This window comes from Enterococcus casseliflavus NBRC 100478 (assembly GCF_001544095.1).
In the GTDB taxonomy this organism is placed as follows: domain Bacteria; phylum Bacillota; class Bacilli; order Lactobacillales; family Enterococcaceae; genus Enterococcus_D; species Enterococcus_D casseliflavus.
Genome location: NZ_BCPT01000008.1, coordinates 1 through 15876, shown reverse-complemented (window position 1 = coordinate 15876; position 15876 = coordinate 1). Strand labels below are relative to the sequence as shown.

Genomic DNA, 15876 nt, shown 5'->3' with positions numbered 1-15876 from the left:
GTACACTTTTATTTTATCATTGTTTTTCTTGGTCTTTTTCGGTTTCTTTCAAGAAGTACAAGGGTCTATTTTTAGTCTCTAAGAAAATTTTTCCGATATACTTGCCGATGATCCCTAAACAAAGCAATTGCAATCCACCAACAAATAAGAAGATACTGACCATTGAAGGCCACCCTGATGTCGGATCTCCAAAAATAAAGGTTCTTATCACAATAAAGATCAAAGCAATCAGAGAACCAAAACAGGAAAGCGCACCAATAAACGAGGCGATATTCAAAGGTGTATCTGAAAAATTGACGATGCCATCGATCGAATATTGGAATAACTTCCAAAATGACCAGGACGTCTCACCCGCTACTCTTTCTCGATTCTCATAGGCGATGTATTCTGTATCAAACCCAACCCAGCTGAAGATCCCTTTTGAAAAGCGATTGTACTCTGACAGCTGTAAAACTGCATCAACCATATTGCGGCGCATCAAGCGAAAATCTCGCGCACCGTTTACCATTTCAGTATCGGCAATTTTGTTGATGATGTTATAGAACGAGTTCGAAAAAAAACTGCGAATCTTTGGCTCACCTTTTCTATCGGCACGTCTCGTACCCACACAGTCAAGCTCTGGTTTACTTCTTAGCAAAGAAAACATTTCAGGTAGTAATGACGGCGGATCTTGTAAATCTGCATCCATTACAGTGACAAAATCGCCTCTAGCAGCTTGTAGCCCCGCATAAAGAGCAGCTTCTTTGCCAAAGTTTCTCGAAAAAGATAGATAGCGAACACTTTCAGGGTGGGCGTGATACAAGTCTCTTAAAACAGACAGAGTTTGATCTGAAGACCCGTCATTAACAAAAATATATTCAAAAGGCATATTTAAGTGTTTCTTCACTTTTTCTGTTTCTTCAAAAAAAATCGGCAAGCTTGCCTCTTCATTAAAACAAGGTACAACAATTGATAACATCGGTTTCATCTCCTAGAGCCAATCGTGGGAAATCGGTCAGCTGGGACCGAATCCACATTATTTTTTATCTTCGCTAAAATCATATTTCGGTTCATCTAACGTTTCATCATAGTCCACAGTTAGATCATAGCCTTTGAAAAACCATTCGTCTGCTTCATCAATAAAAAAAAGCAAGCCATCAATGGTTTGTTCGACGATCGGACGTTCTGGTTTATCGACTGACATTCCCACGGAAAATCCGTCATGCACTTGTGTTTTGCCATAAATTTTTCCGAAAAAACGAATCCCGCTTCCTTGGTCTACCACCAATTCTTTTTTAAACCATTGCATTGCTTCAGGACTTATTGTTAAGTTCATTTTCTTCACTCCTAATCATTCATATGTTCATCAAGTATATCTACATCATCTGTATTGCCGATCACGAGTAAATTGTCATTTTCACGCACGATCGCCTCTGCATCAGGCGAAACGATCACTTGTCCTGGTCCCCGACGAATCGCAACGACTGTCAGACCATATTTTTGTCGAAAATTCAGCTCAATCAGGGATTTATTGAAAAAGCGTGGATTGGACACGCGAATCTCTGCTAGAGAAAATTCGTCAGATAGTTCAATATAATCTAAAATATTTTTGGAAACTAGATTATGGGCGATGCGAATCCCCATGTCACGTTCGGGATGAACGACACGGTCTGCGCCGAGTTTTTCCAGTACACGGGCATGGTATTCGTTTTGGGCTTTCGCTAAGATATTAGGTACACCCATTTCTTTGACCATCAAGGTCACCAAAATACTAGCTTGAATATCCTCACCAATCGCAACAATGACATGGTCAAAGTTACGGATACCCAATGAGCGTAACGTCATCTCATCTTGTGCGTTGCCGACCACCGCATGGGTGGCGATATTCATATACTCATTGACACGATCTTCGTTGCTATCGATCGCCAGTACTTCTTGCCCCGATTCAATCAACGTACGACAAATACTGCCACCAAAACGGCCCAGACCGATTATTGCATAATTTTGCTTCACCACAAACGCTCCTTTTTTACCAGATCATAATTTAGTATAACAAAAACCTCCTCTGCTTGCCATGAGGAGGTATGATTATTAAGACTTTATTTTATCAAACCATGTTTAAAAGCATATATCGTAGCTTGTGTACGATCTTCTACTTCTAATTTTGATAAGATATTTGACACATGTGTCTTCACTGTTTTCAGCGTAATGAAGAGTGCATCCGCAATCTCTTGATTGCTCTTTCCTTCGGCGATCAACAGTAACACTTCTTGTTCCCGATTGGTCAAATCTTCATGTAGGATCGGTGTCCGATTCGTCAAACGATCCATCATTTTCGTGGTGACTTCGGGTTCTAAGACCCGCTCTCCTCGCTGGGTTGCACGAATGGCTTCCGCAATCTCATGAGCAGTAGACGTCTTTAACAGGTAACCTGCCGCACCCGCTTCAATAGCAGGATAGACTTTCTCGTCATCAATAAAACTAGTGACAATAATGATTTTTGCTTCGGGCCAATCATTTAAAATCAATTTCGTAGATTCGATCCCATCCATTTCATCCATCACCAAATCCATCAAAATCACATCTGGACGTAATTCCAATGCCTTTTCATACCCGACTCGACCATTTTCCGCTTCCCCAATTACTTCTATATCGTCTTGAATCGATAGATAAGAAGAAACCCCCAGACGAACCATTTCATGGTCATCAACTAACAACACTTTAATCATACCTTATACCTCCTTCAACAGTGGAACTTTAATTTCAATACTGGTTCCTTGATTTTTAAAACTAATAATTTTCAACGTTCCGCCAACGGCACTTACCCGTTCTCGGATATTCATCAAGCCATAGCTGCCGGCCTTTTGATCTTGTGGATCAAAGCCAACACCGTCATCGATCACCCGCAACAACACGTTATTATCAATGCGATGCAAGTAAACTTCCAACTCATTGGCCTTGGCGTGACGCAGTGTATTAGATAAGAGTTCTTGGATCACACGAAAGAGTTGATCTTCAATCGAACTAGGCATCGTAAAGTCTTCAATATCCCAAGTCAATAGAATTTTGATTTTGGTCTCTAATTCTTTTAACAATTGCTCGATTCCTTGCTTTAGACTCTTCCCTTCCAAAGTAACAGGTCGTAGATGAAGCAAGAGCGCCCGCATTTCAGATTGCGAAGCATTGATAATGTCTGTGACCATAGCTAACTGTTTCTTTTGGCTTTCTGGAGCATCTGTTCGAATCGCTTGCTCATTTAGTGCAGACATCATCATCATGGCGGCAAACAGCTGTTGAGAAACAGAGTCGTGCAATTCACGAGCCAGACGCTGCCTTTCTGCTTCTAAAATCTCTTCTTTTGTCTGACCATCAACAAACTGCGGTTTCGCATTCAATTGCTGTAATTCCATCGACATCTGTTTCATCTTCGATTGGATACTGGCAATATCACGATCCACATTCGCAATCAAATGGTTTTCAGACGCATGGGGGATTTTTGTTTCCAATAAAGGGCTATCGATATAGCCGCTGGCTAACAGTCTTAACTTTTCTTCCACCGGACCGTATTGACGGTTGCGAAAAAAAGAAATCAGTAAAAAGACAGCTAAAGCAATCAATGCAGATATTACAAGTAAGTGAAAGACGATTGGGATAAAGAAGAGCTTGATTTGAAAGACTTCTATCAGCCAATTATTTTTCCCACTGGCATATAAATAGGAAAACAGCATCAAAATCATGGTGAAAAAACTTGCTAATCCTGCATAAAAAGCAATCATGCCTCTTGAAAATTTCCCGATCATACCCGAATCACCTCAACATCACCAACAAGGGTATTCGTCAAGATTTTCAAACGCCGACTATTTTCGCCATAATCCGGGCTGTAGATCGTCACTTTTTCATTTTTCAAGCTCGTTTCTTCGCCTTCAAAAATAACGGAGCCAATAAAAGTACTGTGCTCTAATTTGATCGCTATACCAGCAGGCACTAAAATACGAGTTCTGCCAAAGCCTTTTCGTACGATCACGACGTTTTCTTTCTTAGGCAATAAAGTGTTGCCTAAATCGATAAAAGTGTCCCCCGTCAAGATATCTAAATTGATATCGTCCCATTCATAGACTTGACTGCCGATCCGTTCATTACCTAACCATTGCTGCTTTTGTTTCAGTGGATGATCAGCTTTGGGTTCTTCAGTTTCAACGATAATCATTTGTTTTTTGCGCCAGAATGAATTTTTAGTTAAGTCGATTCCGGTAATCTCGACTCCTTTTAAACCAATAAATAAAATCGCAAAAATCAGCATCAGCCACAGTGCTGGACTATTTAACAAACTGATCAAAATAGCAATGGAACTTGAGACCATCAAGAAATTTTTAAAATTGCTCTTGCGCTCACTTCGGTTCACAAGGACCAAGCACGTCACACCAAGTATTAATAAAAATAATAATGGCGGATTAGATAAAATTTGCCATACCGCAAAAAGCAGTAAGAGCGCTTCAACAATAAAGAAAAAACGCCAAGGACTTTTCATTCAAGCTCCTCCTCCTAGTAATTCTACTCTATCATACCTGAAAAAAATGGTTTGTCCATCCGTCGCTGGTCCGAAAAAAGACCCTGTTTGATCAAATTCCCTAAAGGAGAATGAACAACAGGGTCAACTAGATTGATCGAGTGATCAAGCAATTAGCTTTTCTTTACTTCTGTGATTCTTACTTGCATATCTCCGCCTGGCGTTGAGATCGTCACTTCATCATTGACTTTTTTCCCAATCAAGGCACGAGCGATTGGTGAATCATTGGAAATTTTACCAGAAAATGGATCTGCTTCAGCACTACCGACGATCATGTACTCTTCTTCGTCACCATCAGGCAACTCAACAAAAATAACTGTTTTTCCGATGGAAACTTCATCAGAGTCTACACCCTCATTATCAATGATCTCTGCAAAACGAATCATATTTTCTAAAGTAGTGATTCGGCCTTCGACAAACGCTTGTTCATCTTTAGCAGACTCATACTCTGAGTTTTCGGATAAATCGCCAAAACTGCGGGCTACCTTGATACGTTCAATGATTTCGCCGCGTTTTACCGTTTTCAATTCTTCTAATTCTTGTTCTAGCTTTTCTTTTCCTTCAAGTGTCATTGGGTAAACTTTTTCTACCATAGTTCTTTTCTCCTTTTAGTAACTTCTAATAAATCGCAAAAGGTAATCTTTTGCGATGAGTCCACAAAAGATTACCATGCTTTTTTTTAAATGTAAACTATAAACCTATGAAAATTTAATTTGAGGTATTGTTTACATATTGTTCCACTAATTGCATATGCTGTTCATAGGTTTCCGCAAAGTAAACTTCTTGGGTTTGAATGTCAGCAACGAAATAATAGTAGTTGTTCGGTGTTGGATCTAAGACCGCTTGGATCGCTGCTTCACTTGGATTGTTGAATGGTCCAGGTCCGTAGCCAGTATGCACATAGAGATTATAAGGAGAGTCAACTTGAGTGTCCTCATAAGTAACTAGCTCTTTGTGCTCACCTAACGCGTATAGAATCGAAATATCCGATTGCAGCGGCATATCAATCGCTAAGCGATTGAAGAATACCTGTGCGATATTTTTACGATCTTCTAGCTTACTACCCTCTTTTTCAACAAGTGAAGCCAAAGTAAGGACTTCTTGAACCGTCATTTCTTTTTGAGCAATTTGATCGAAATATTTCGACAAGACTGAATTTGATTTATCCACCATTTGGGTAACGACTTCTTCTAGGGTATTCCCTGTATAGTAGTCATACGTCGCTGGGAACAAGTATCCTTCTAGTCGGTAACGCACACCTTGCGCATCGCCGGCACTTGCTAAAAGCTCAGGATAGGTTTCTTTCATTTTTTCAAAGAACTCATCGCTTTCCATCAAAGCTAAGAAATCGTCTTTCGAGATATTCGTTGCTTCCGCTAGAGCATCACCGATTTGATCAACATCAAATCCTTCTGGAATCGTCACTTTTGCATCAGAGGTGACCGAGCCTTCGCCATTTTGCAACTGCTCACTTATCGCTTCCAGTGTCATATTTGGTGAAAAATGATATGTTCCTGCTTGAAAGCCCGTCAGATTATTAAATTTTGTGTAATAATTAAAAATCATTCCACTTTTAATAATGTTCTCATCCTCTAAGATTTCACCAATTGCTTTATTCGAAGAACCGCTTGGAATAACAATCGTCACCTTCTCAGTATCATCGGGATCTAATGGCTGCAAACTTGAAGTAACATATCGATAAGCTGAGAAACCTAATATTCCGCCGATTACTAAGAAAACAAGAACAACAATCAACACGATCTTATTAACTATTTTGTCTTCCTTGCTGCGCTGCAATCTGCGTTGGTTTTTCCCCGTTAAATCGTCATTATTTGGGTCTATTTTATTATTGTGACCAAAAGCTTTACTTTGGCTTCTAGAGCCTTTTTCTTTCTCTGTGCTTTCTTTATTCGACCGAGAAATGATTGATTGACGCTCTTCTTGCTGAGAATTCAATTCGCTTCCTATATCCCGTTCTTTGTTTTGGTTTGACTCTAAAGACTTTAAAACTTCGTCTTTAAACGATTTTTCTGGATGCTGTTGTTTAGACAAAACAACTCCTCCTTAAATTCTTCTTAATTAAATGATATCACTAGTGAAACTGTTTTAGAAATTAATTATGTTTTTTTCTTAAAACAAGGTGTAGGAACCAACGAAATTCTCTTCGTTTAATATTAATAGCAATAAATGAAGATATTAATATTGTACTTGTGATTAAAATTTGGAGAATAAAACCTTGAAATCCTCTAAGCTCTGATGTCAATAGAGCTGTTACAATTGCCAATATTAAGCCTATTACTGTTGTGCCATAATTTTTAACAGCTAATATTGCAAACTTTTTAAACGGTTCAGAAAAACCATGTTTGTATAAAACATATGGTTCAAACCAACATGAAATCGTTATGCTGGATATGATGGTTCCTAACAAAACCCCATCAACGCCTAGATGGAACACTGTGATGAAAAGTATAGAAAGTCCCAAATTCACTATAGATTCGAAAACCGGTTTATACTTCTGGTACCATGCCAATCCATAAGCATCAATAAAGCTAAGCGCACTTTTCCTCGAAATTGTTATAGAAAAATTTAAAACAATTAATATTACTGTAAAAAAACTAAACGTAAATTTACTGCCAAGCCAAAGAATAATAAATGGGTTAAACAACACAATCAAATAGAAACTACAAAAGTAGCCGATAGAATGAACAAAAAAAAGATGATTTTCAAACATACGCACTGAATCTGAACGGGAACCAGTTATTCCGACGTTTCCAATTGTAGCGGTCATTGAATTAATAATCTGATTGATTAAATTTGTAACGGAAGTAACTATTAACGTGTAGTTCACATACATTCCTACTTGAGATAAACCTATAAAAATTGAAATAAGGATGTTGTCAGTTCCGTTAACAACCATAGTTCCTATTTTATTGGTAAATTGACCAATTGTGTTTTTCTTTATTTCAGATTTTAAATTTTGCGGCAACTGTGTATCACTGGGTTTATCCTTAAGATAAGGAAACTTTTTATCCGCTATAAAAGAAATACTTAGATTAGCAGCTATCGTACTTAAAAGTTGAAAGATCAGATACGCAGTAAAGCTACTATATAGCATTATAGCAAAACAACTTGAGATTTGAAACATCATCCAATATAAAAAGTCATTTGAAGCTACTATATAGTTCTTTTGATCTGCTATAATTATACTTCTTTTATAAGTGAAGAAATATGACACTACTGTATTTGATAAAAACAATAAATAATACAAATACAGATGATCAATCTGAGCAGAACTATCTACGATAAAGGGTAAAAAAGGGATTAGAACGAGCCCTAGTCCTGCAATTATTAAGCCAATCAAAGTATATATTTTTTTATAAAATTTCATCAGAATTTTCACTAGTTCGACTTCATTTTCCGCTAAAGGTTTATAAAGCGAAAAAATCAAGGCAGGTCCTATCCCTAGCTCAGCAACAGATAGAACCATCAAAATATTACTTATTACACCATTGAATCCCAGTATTTCAACACCTAAGAATTTAATAAAAAGAGTTCTTGTAACAAAACTCATAATCATCTGAATTACAAAAATAACTCCAGTGATAAATGAGTTCTTAAATAAGTTTTTTGTTTGATTATTTTCCATTAGAATCCTTTCAACTAAATAAATTTTATTTTCTTTACTCAATATCTCGCTGATTGAACCATTGGATAGCAAACCAACAAAGTAAAATTTATTTTCTTTTAGTCTCTCGTTCTTTTAAATAATCCACCACAGGCTGAAACGTTTTTTCAAACGTATAGTTTGACTTACCATATTTGTATATGAAGTTTGTCAGTTCTTTCTTCGACATGTTTTTTCTCAAAGAATCATACCATTCAACGACTTTTTCAATATCTAGCGGTGTATCGTCATTGGGAATTTTGTAATAAAAAGATAAATTTTCTGAATCCAGCTCTGTTTTAACCCCTGATATAATAGGTAAACCTTTTGCTAAATATTCCTTTCCTTTTAAACTACTATTATAAAAAACACCCGATCTATGACGAGCCAAAGAGTCAATTCCAATATCTGCTGTCTGATAAAATCGATCTAAATCGGAAAATGCTATTCTACCATGAAACGTAACCTTGTCTTCTAATTGATATTTTTTAACCAATTGTTCATATTCTTTAAGCACAGGACCATCACCAACTAGTTGAAACTGAATCTGGCGTTGTGATTTACTTGATTGATAATAATTATTCAACCCTTCGATGACTCTATCATAACCATGGTAAAAGCATAGCGCAGCTACGCCTAAGAGTTGTATTGAATCACTCGAACATTTAATTAATGGCGGACGCTCCGGAAAGTCGTATGCATTTGAAATATTTAAGCATGGAATATCATAGATTTTTTTATCGTCGGAATAAGTAACGAACAAATCAACATACAATTTCAACTTAGGAACCCATAATTTTTCTTTGCTTTTTATAATCCATTTAAGCAAACCCTTGAATTCATTTATGTAAGGATATGTCGGAATTTCCATAATAATAAGAATCTGCGGATTCTGTAATTTTATTTTAGTTAATAAGTCAATAACACTTTTGTCTAAGACGGCGCCTTTTCTTATATAAACAAAGTCATATTCAATCCAATTAATATTATCAGACATAAAATATTGTTTAGAAAAAAATGGGATAACATTGCGAATTAGGTGAAATATATTTCTCTTGGGATTAATCGCCTTATATATAGTAAAATTGTTCTTTTCAAATTCTTCGATTTGTTTATAGATTTTTTTCTCTATACCACCAGCATGCGATAAATCTTGCGATAGATATACGCCTCTCATTGTTTCTCCTTTTTTAATTTATTTATTTCATGTTTTAAAAGTGACAATTGCTGTGTCAATGTTTTAATTTGACGTTGGGTATTTATCAAGGCAATACTGCTTGTTAAAGCAATAAATAACAAAAAAGCAGTTAATGTAAACAATGCTAATGAAGTCAGTGTGGTGATACCAAATGAGTGAGCAATTTTTGTTCCTAAACTGGGAAACAAAGCGCCAAAAATCATGATTACGCTTAAAAATAACCACTTATTCATTTGTCTGACTTCTGCATGATCTTTCCGAATTAAAAATATCGTTAACAATAAAAAACCAATTGCTAAAAAAATAGCAATTATTTGGAGCTGTATTGGCATATTACTTATCCTCCCTCTCAATCAAAGAAGCAATCAATATAGAGATCGAAACATTAAACATATAGGCAACTGAGTCCAACAAATGAATGCTTGATTTCCCACTAGTCCTCTCAAACATTCTAACGCCGACTTCTTTTACTCTAATGTTTTTCGCAATTAAATGCATATAACTCTCAGGTTCTGGATATTGACTTGGGTATCTACTAACAAATTGTTCTATAACTTTTCTGTTGCCCGCTCGATAACCGCTTGTAACATCCTTTATTCTTAGACCAGTCAGCATATAAATTAAATTGGATAAAATTTTTATTCCTGCCTGCCTGGCACCAGTGGATTTAAAACTAGATTTACTATCAGAAACAAATCTTGAACCAACAGTAAAATCAGCTACGTCATTTATGAGAGGCTCTATCAAATTAGGTAGACTTTGAATATCATGCTGTCCATCCCCATCAAACTGAACAGCGATGTCGTAATCATTTTCTAAAGCATAAATGTACCCGGTCTGAACTGCTCCACCAATACCAAGATTATTAACAAGTTCAACATGGTTGATATCATTTTTTCGAAGGATTTCTTCTTCATTGTCAGTTGAGCCGTCGTTTATTACAATGTAATCAAGGATATATTTATAATTTTTTCTATAATCATTTACTTTGCGGATAACATCTTCAATACCGTCCGCCTCATTATAGGCTGGAATGATTAACAATATTTTGGGATTCAATTTTATCTCATCCTTATTTTCATAGTTGATTGCTCTTTTGGTTATTAACATAATATTTCATCAATAACTTCGCAATAGTCTTTCCCCAGTAACGTTGGTACAATTCGTATTCCTCAGCTTCTCTTGTCTTTGAAACTGTATTAACCGTTGTTTCTGATTCTGAGTGGATACGATGATACATCAAACGTTCAGGAATGTATAATATTTCTCCATGGCGCTTCATTATGCGTTCCCAAGCATCCCAATCAACCGCCATTCTTAAAGATTCATTAAAAGAAAAATCTTTTAACCGATCTAAATCATATGATACAGCTGGGCAACATATAAAATTACCAAAAGCATATATTCTGCGCTGATATTTCTTGTATGGCAACAAACTCAGTAAATGCAATCCGAAGGTCTTTATTTTCAAATTAACATTCCGTTCTCTTATGTTGTCTTGCTCATCAATTTCTTCATAATCACAAAATACTATATTAAGATTATTGTTTTCTTCGAAAGAATTCAATATTTTTTCTCCATAGTTTGACAAGTAGAGATCGTCTTGATGAATAATTGTCGCATATCTTGTTTCTACCACAGACAAAGCATTGTTCCAATCCTTTCCAATACTGCCTCCCTCTTTTATAAATAAAGGGATCCCATATTGTCCAGAAATTTTCTTTATATATTCGTTTGGCGTGCTTGTGTACATTATTATCTTGGAATTATTATTTAAAACACTCGTCTGATTCTTACAAGATTCAATACATTTTATTAAAAATGGCGATTCCTTATATGCACAAATTACAAAGGTATGCATTCTCTTCCCCTTTCCTATTCTAGAGCTGCCGCTACAAACTCAATCTTTAAAATTATACTCGACTTCTAAATAAATCTCAATAATCAAATAAAATATATAACCTTTTCTTACTTTATCATACTTCATCTTTTTAAGATTGTATTTAATGAAATAATTTACTTAATCGAAGATTTATATTAAACTTTTTGCTAACGACACTTATTTCTAAAACAGTTTTTTCTGGGAGGATTTTTTAAATGCTTATAAGCCTGGGTCTTTTTTTTATTTTGTTTTTTTACTGTCGCTCTACCTTTTTGAAGCGGCTTTTTTTCGCTTTTTTTATTGCTAGCTTTCATTTCACCCTTAGTACTTTTATTTCATCCAATTTTACTCGAGTCGTACTTTTTTTAGAAAGGGTTTCAGAAAATGGTACGGTTGTAAGGACCATACTCTCATTAGTCCTTGCGATAATTTTCTATGCAATTTTTAGATTTGGTTCAAACTATTGGCTTGAGAAACCTATAAAGATTGATAAAAAATATGTTGCACTTTCACTACTACTGATATTGTTGACATTTTTAGGTTTTTTGGCCTCTAATAGCGCCTATTGGACTAAAAGCTACTTCGGAAACGTTGGAATAGATGAAATTTTTTATACACTTTCTCAACCGCTAACTGGAACTGATCAAGGACAGATTTACGCATATCTTTTAGGTCCTTTACTAAACTCTATAGTCATTACACAAATTATCATCATTCTACTCTATTTCATGATTATGATTCGTTCTTCGAAAACCACTAGAATAGTCAAATTTTCAAAAAAATCATGCTTTCTTTCTATTTTTTTTACAGTAATTTTATTGTTAGCAAATATAGTATTAGGCCTTAATAAACTTGGTTTTAATGAATTGAAAGCTTACTTTTTTGAAAAATCAACTATATATGAAGATTTTTATGTTGATCCAAATTCGATTTCTATAACTTTTCCTGAGGACAAGAGAAACTTGATTTATATTTTTGTTGAGTCCTTAGAGACAACTTATCTTTCGTCAGCTGTTGGAGGCGCCCAACAAGAAAATTTAATGCCTAATATCACAGAACTCTCATATTCAGATGGACTAAATTTCTCCAACCAAAAGCTGTTAGGAGGGGCAATTCAAGTTCCTGGTGTTGGATTTACGGTAGGAGGAATGGTTGGACAAAGCACAGGCGTGCCTTTACGTGTGACCGGCGGATATAGTGAAAACGACTATGGCAATACTGAACATTTCATGCCAGGAATTACCTCTATAGGTGACATATTACATGACAACGGATATAACCAAATTTTATTATTGGGGTCAGACGCCGATTTTGGCGGTAGGAAGAAATTTTATGAGCAACATGGAGACTACGAGATACGGGATTATAATTATGCTAATGACCATGGTTGGATACCAAAAGATAGAAAAGTATGGTGGGGATATGAGGATGAGAAACTCTTTGAATTTGCGAAAAACACACTTTTGGAACAAGCATCACTAGACCAGCCATTTAATTTGACTATGCTAACGGCAGATACTCATTTTCCAGATGGATACAAAAATGAAAATACACCTGAGATTTTTGATGAACAGCTTAGCAATGTTATTTATTATTCGGATCAGATGATTGGCGACTTTATTGCTTGGATAAAAGCACAGCCATTTTATGAAAATACAACTATTGTTATTGCTGGAGACCATTTAAATATGGACCAAGGTTACTTCGCTTCAATAGAAGAAACTTACCAGAGAACGGTTTTTAATTTATTCATCAACTCTCCTATTACTACATTAAATAACACTGAGCGTCAATTTAGCACACTCGATCTTTTCCCTACAACATTGGCCGCACTAGGCGTACAAATAGAAGGCGACCGAATAGGACTAGGTACTAATTTATATTCTGATACTAATACTTTAATGGAATTCTTGGGATACGAGACATTTACCTCTGAATTAAGTAAAAACTCAAGTTTTTATAATAAGTATATAATGAAAGGTTCGGATCTTACCATAAATACAAATAGTAATAATTAGTGAAAAATATATCGATCGCTGCTGCATGGAATACTTCATAAATCGCCCCGACAAAAGCATCCAAGTGATGTTTTTGTCTTTTTTTTCGCTTGCTCAAAGCAACATGTCAGAAAGATCACTTTCTTGTTAGCTATATGATTAAGTAGTTTTTGAAATAATATATTCTGATAGAAATCTAATATTTTTTTTAAACACGATTCAAAATCCAAAAATATTTTGCTGGTCTAATCTATAAACTCTTTTTTCAAATAACAACAATATTTCACATCCGCTCTTAAAATAAAAAATATATAGTAGCAACTGGAAGAGGGGAGATTTTTCTTGATTGTCCACAACCACTTTTTATGTATCAGCCAAATTACACTTTCTAAGGTGACCTGCATGACAGAATTGCAAGTCAATCATAATATCCTCTCGTTTATACTACTTTTGTACATAAAAAAGTTTTCTTAAAATACCTTTTTTACATCGATTCTTTAAAGAGCGATTATTACTTTAATATTTATTAAATCAACTATATTGTGAGTAGAGGTAAATTAAAAAAGAATGCTGCTTGATTTATCACCTTTTTTTATTTTAATCATAATATAATTATATGAATATTTTTTTGGTAAAAAAGCGAAATTTTATTTTAACAGACTTCTTATAATCCCATTATCTATAAAGTGAAAATTAAAAGCATTTCAAGTTTCCTGTTACAACATGACATCAAAAGATATTTATATCGTGTAATGAGAATAAGGCTTTCTATTTCTCAACCGCCTAATCATTCTCCTCAAAAAATCAGCCTCTATAATTTTTATGGGACAGAAACGATGATGATTGATCGATTGCTTGACTTTTCTACGCCCTGGAAGGAGGCGTATCCCTTTTTTCATGAATTAGTTGAAGCCTTTCGAGACAAAGACCCTGACTTATTTTTCTCCTTATTGGCAGAACTTCCCGAAACGTTAGATGACAGCTTTCGGGAAAAGTTTCAAAACCTCCTTACCTATGAAGAAGGCATCACCAACGCAATGATCTATCCTTATTCCAATGGAAAAATAGAAGCGAAGAATACCCACATAAAGACAATGAAACGAGTATCCTACGGATTTAAATCATTCGAGAACATGAGAATTAGAATCTTTTTGATCAATCAATTAATCAATGTGAGATAACAAAAAATCTGACTCTATAATTTATGGGACTGATGAATCAGAATTGATTCTTCAGTCCCATTTTCATTTTAGGTATTAAAAAATATATCGTTCTCTAGTATGATTAAATCACCACAAAATAAACAACTGAGAGAACGATATGCTATATGAATGATTCTATCAAAAAAATGCTGAGAATAATAGAGAAAGATTTGATGATTACAGAGGTCTCTTACGAGACCCTTCAGAAGAAAAAGACGTTGGTCGTCGATGCGGTTCTCTCGCCTACTCCTCGTGCTTGTAGAAGTTGTGGTACTACTGTGGTAGATGGAAACGGGAAAGCAATTATAGTGAAAAATGGAAAAAAGGAAACGATTGTCCGTTTTGAACAATACAATCATATGCCTTTGGTTATGCGCCTAAAAAGCAACGCTATACCTGTAAAAACTGTCGCACCCATTGGACGGCTCAAAGTTATTTTGTCCAACCCAGACATTCAATCGCAAATCATGTTAGATATAAAATTGCTTCTTTACTGACTGAAAAAGTATCTTTATCTTTTATTGCGAAAAGCTGTCAGGTATCTTTGACCACCGTTATTCGTACGTTGAAAGAGTTTAAAAGCTATTTGCCAAAGCAATCTAAAATGATTCTCCCCAGTGTATTGATGGTTGATGAATTTCGTTCGCACGCTTCCATAGAAGATAAGATGAGCTTTATTTGCGCAGATGGCGAAACAGGAAAATTAATTGATGTTTTGCCTACGCGTAAATTACCCCGATTAACAAGCTATTTCTTAGGTTGTACCAATCCAGAAGAAGTAGAATTCTTGGTTACAGACATGAACGCTGCCTACTTCCAGCTCACCAAACGTGTTCTGCCAAATGCGAAAGTAGTGATTGATCGGTTTCATATTGTCAAACACATGAATCAAGCGTTCAATGAGTTGCGTATCCGTGAAATGAATGAACTTCGTAAAGCTGGGCAGAAAAGCCATGCAGAAAAACTGAAAAAGAACTGGCGCTTTTTGCTAAAAAATCGTGCAAACATCAACCATTATGAATACAAAACATGGAAAAGTTTCCGAGCACCAAAATACCCATTTCTTACTGAAGCAATGATGATTGATCGTTTGCTTGAGTTTTCTACGCCCCTGAAGGAGGCGTATCCCTTTTTTCATGAATTAGTTGAAGCCTTTCGAGACAAAGACCCTGACTTATTTTTCTCCATATTGGCAGAACTTCCCGAAACGTTAGATGACGGCTTTCGGGAGAAGCTTCAAAACCTTCTGACCTATGAAGAAGGCATCACCAACGCAATGATCTATCCTTATTCCAATGGAAAAATTGAAGCGAAGAATACCCACATAAAGACAATGAAACGAGTATCCTACGGATTTAAATCATTCGAGAACATGAGAATTAGAATC

The 15876-nt window shown here is 35.6% G+C and carries 14 protein-coding genes and 2 pseudogenes; 3 read left to right on the top strand and 13 right to left on the bottom strand.

Going from position 1 to position 15876, the window contains the following annotated elements; all coding sequences use genetic code 11:
• Positions 1–16: 16 nt before the first annotated feature.
• The 13 genes from ECA1_RS08215 to ECA1_RS08155 form a co-directional block, all read right to left on the bottom strand.
• Positions 17–958, bottom strand: a complete 942-nt coding sequence (locus tag ECA1_RS08215; protein ID WP_010749368.1) for a glycosyltransferase family 2 protein — start codon at positions 956–958, stop codon at positions 17–19.
• Positions 959–1015: 57 nt separating this feature from the next.
• Positions 1016–1315 (bottom strand): HesB/YadR/YfhF family protein, encoded by a 300-nt coding sequence (locus tag ECA1_RS08210; RefSeq protein ID WP_005229567.1) that lies wholly within the window; start codon positions 1313–1315, stop codon positions 1016–1018.
• Positions 1316–1326: 11 nt separating this feature from the next.
• Complete coding sequence (locus ECA1_RS08205) at positions 1327–1992, bottom strand: potassium channel family protein (protein ID WP_005229566.1); 666 nt, start codon at positions 1990–1992, stop codon at positions 1327–1329.
• Between the two features lie 86 nt (positions 1993–2078).
• Entirely contained in the window at positions 2079–2708 is a 630-nt protein-coding gene (locus ECA1_RS08200; protein WP_005229563.1) for a response regulator transcription factor, read from the bottom strand.
• A gap of 3 nt (positions 2709–2711) precedes the next feature.
• Positions 2712–3779, bottom strand: a complete 1068-nt coding sequence (locus ECA1_RS08195) for a sensor histidine kinase (RefSeq protein WP_060792201.1) — start codon at positions 3777–3779, stop codon at positions 2712–2714.
• A complete protein-coding gene (gene liaF / locus ECA1_RS08190; RefSeq protein ID WP_010749367.1) occupies positions 3776–4507 on the bottom strand; it encodes a cell wall-active antibiotics response protein LiaF in 732 nt (243 codons plus the stop codon). Before liaF ends, ECA1_RS08195 begins: the two co-directional genes overlap by 4 nt.
• Positions 4508–4659: 152 nt before the next feature.
• Positions 4660–5139, bottom strand: a complete 480-nt coding sequence (gene greA, locus ECA1_RS08185) for a transcription elongation factor GreA (protein ID WP_005229556.1) — start codon at positions 5137–5139, stop codon at positions 4660–4662.
• Between the two features lie 115 nt (positions 5140–5254).
• Positions 5255–6598 carry an endolytic transglycosylase MltG gene (gene mltG, locus ECA1_RS08180; RefSeq protein WP_060792200.1) on the bottom strand — a complete coding sequence of 448 codons (1344 nt, stop codon included), beginning with the start codon at positions 6596–6598 and terminating at the stop codon, positions 5255–5257.
• A gap of 61 nt (positions 6599–6659) precedes the next feature.
• On the bottom strand, positions 6660–8192 hold the full coding sequence (locus ECA1_RS08175; RefSeq protein WP_010749364.1) for a lipopolysaccharide biosynthesis protein: 1533 nt from the start codon (positions 8190–8192) through the stop codon (positions 6660–6662).
• 88 nt (positions 8193–8280) lie between these two features.
• Positions 8281–9387 carry a glycosyltransferase gene (locus ECA1_RS08170; protein ID WP_060792199.1) on the bottom strand — a complete coding sequence of 369 codons (1107 nt, stop codon included), beginning with the start codon at positions 9385–9387 and terminating at the stop codon, positions 8281–8283.
• Positions 9384–9740, bottom strand: coding sequence for a DUF2304 domain-containing protein (locus ECA1_RS08165; protein ID WP_060792198.1), 357 nt, complete (start codon positions 9738–9740; stop codon positions 9384–9386). The genes ECA1_RS08170 and ECA1_RS08165 overlap by 4 nt, the downstream gene beginning before the upstream one ends.
• Before the next feature lies 1 nt (position 9741).
• Positions 9742–10518 (bottom strand): glycosyltransferase family 2 protein, encoded by a 777-nt coding sequence (locus tag ECA1_RS08160; RefSeq protein WP_051095375.1) that lies wholly within the window; start codon positions 10516–10518, stop codon positions 9742–9744.
• Positions 10487–11269, bottom strand: a complete 783-nt coding sequence (locus ECA1_RS08155; RefSeq protein WP_060792197.1) for a glycosyltransferase family 2 protein — start codon at positions 11267–11269, stop codon at positions 10487–10489. The genes ECA1_RS08160 and ECA1_RS08155 overlap by 32 nt, the downstream gene beginning before the upstream one ends.
• Before the next feature lie 236 nt (positions 11270–11505).
• On the opposite strand from ECA1_RS08155, the gene ECA1_RS08150 reads away from it, so the two are divergent.
• From ECA1_RS08150 to ECA1_RS08140, 3 genes and pseudogenes are all read left to right on the top strand, one after another.
• On the top strand, positions 11506–13308 hold the full coding sequence (locus tag ECA1_RS08150; protein WP_071859262.1) for an LTA synthase family protein: 1803 nt from the start codon (positions 11506–11508) through the stop codon (positions 13306–13308).
• An 806-nt stretch (positions 13309–14114) separates the two neighbouring features.
• A pseudogene (locus tag ECA1_RS08145) lies at positions 14115–14468 on the top strand (transposase); the annotation flags it as partial.
• 146 nt (positions 14469–14614) lie between these two features.
• Positions 14615–15876 (top strand): annotated as a pseudogene (locus ECA1_RS08140) (ISL3 family transposase); the annotation flags it as partial.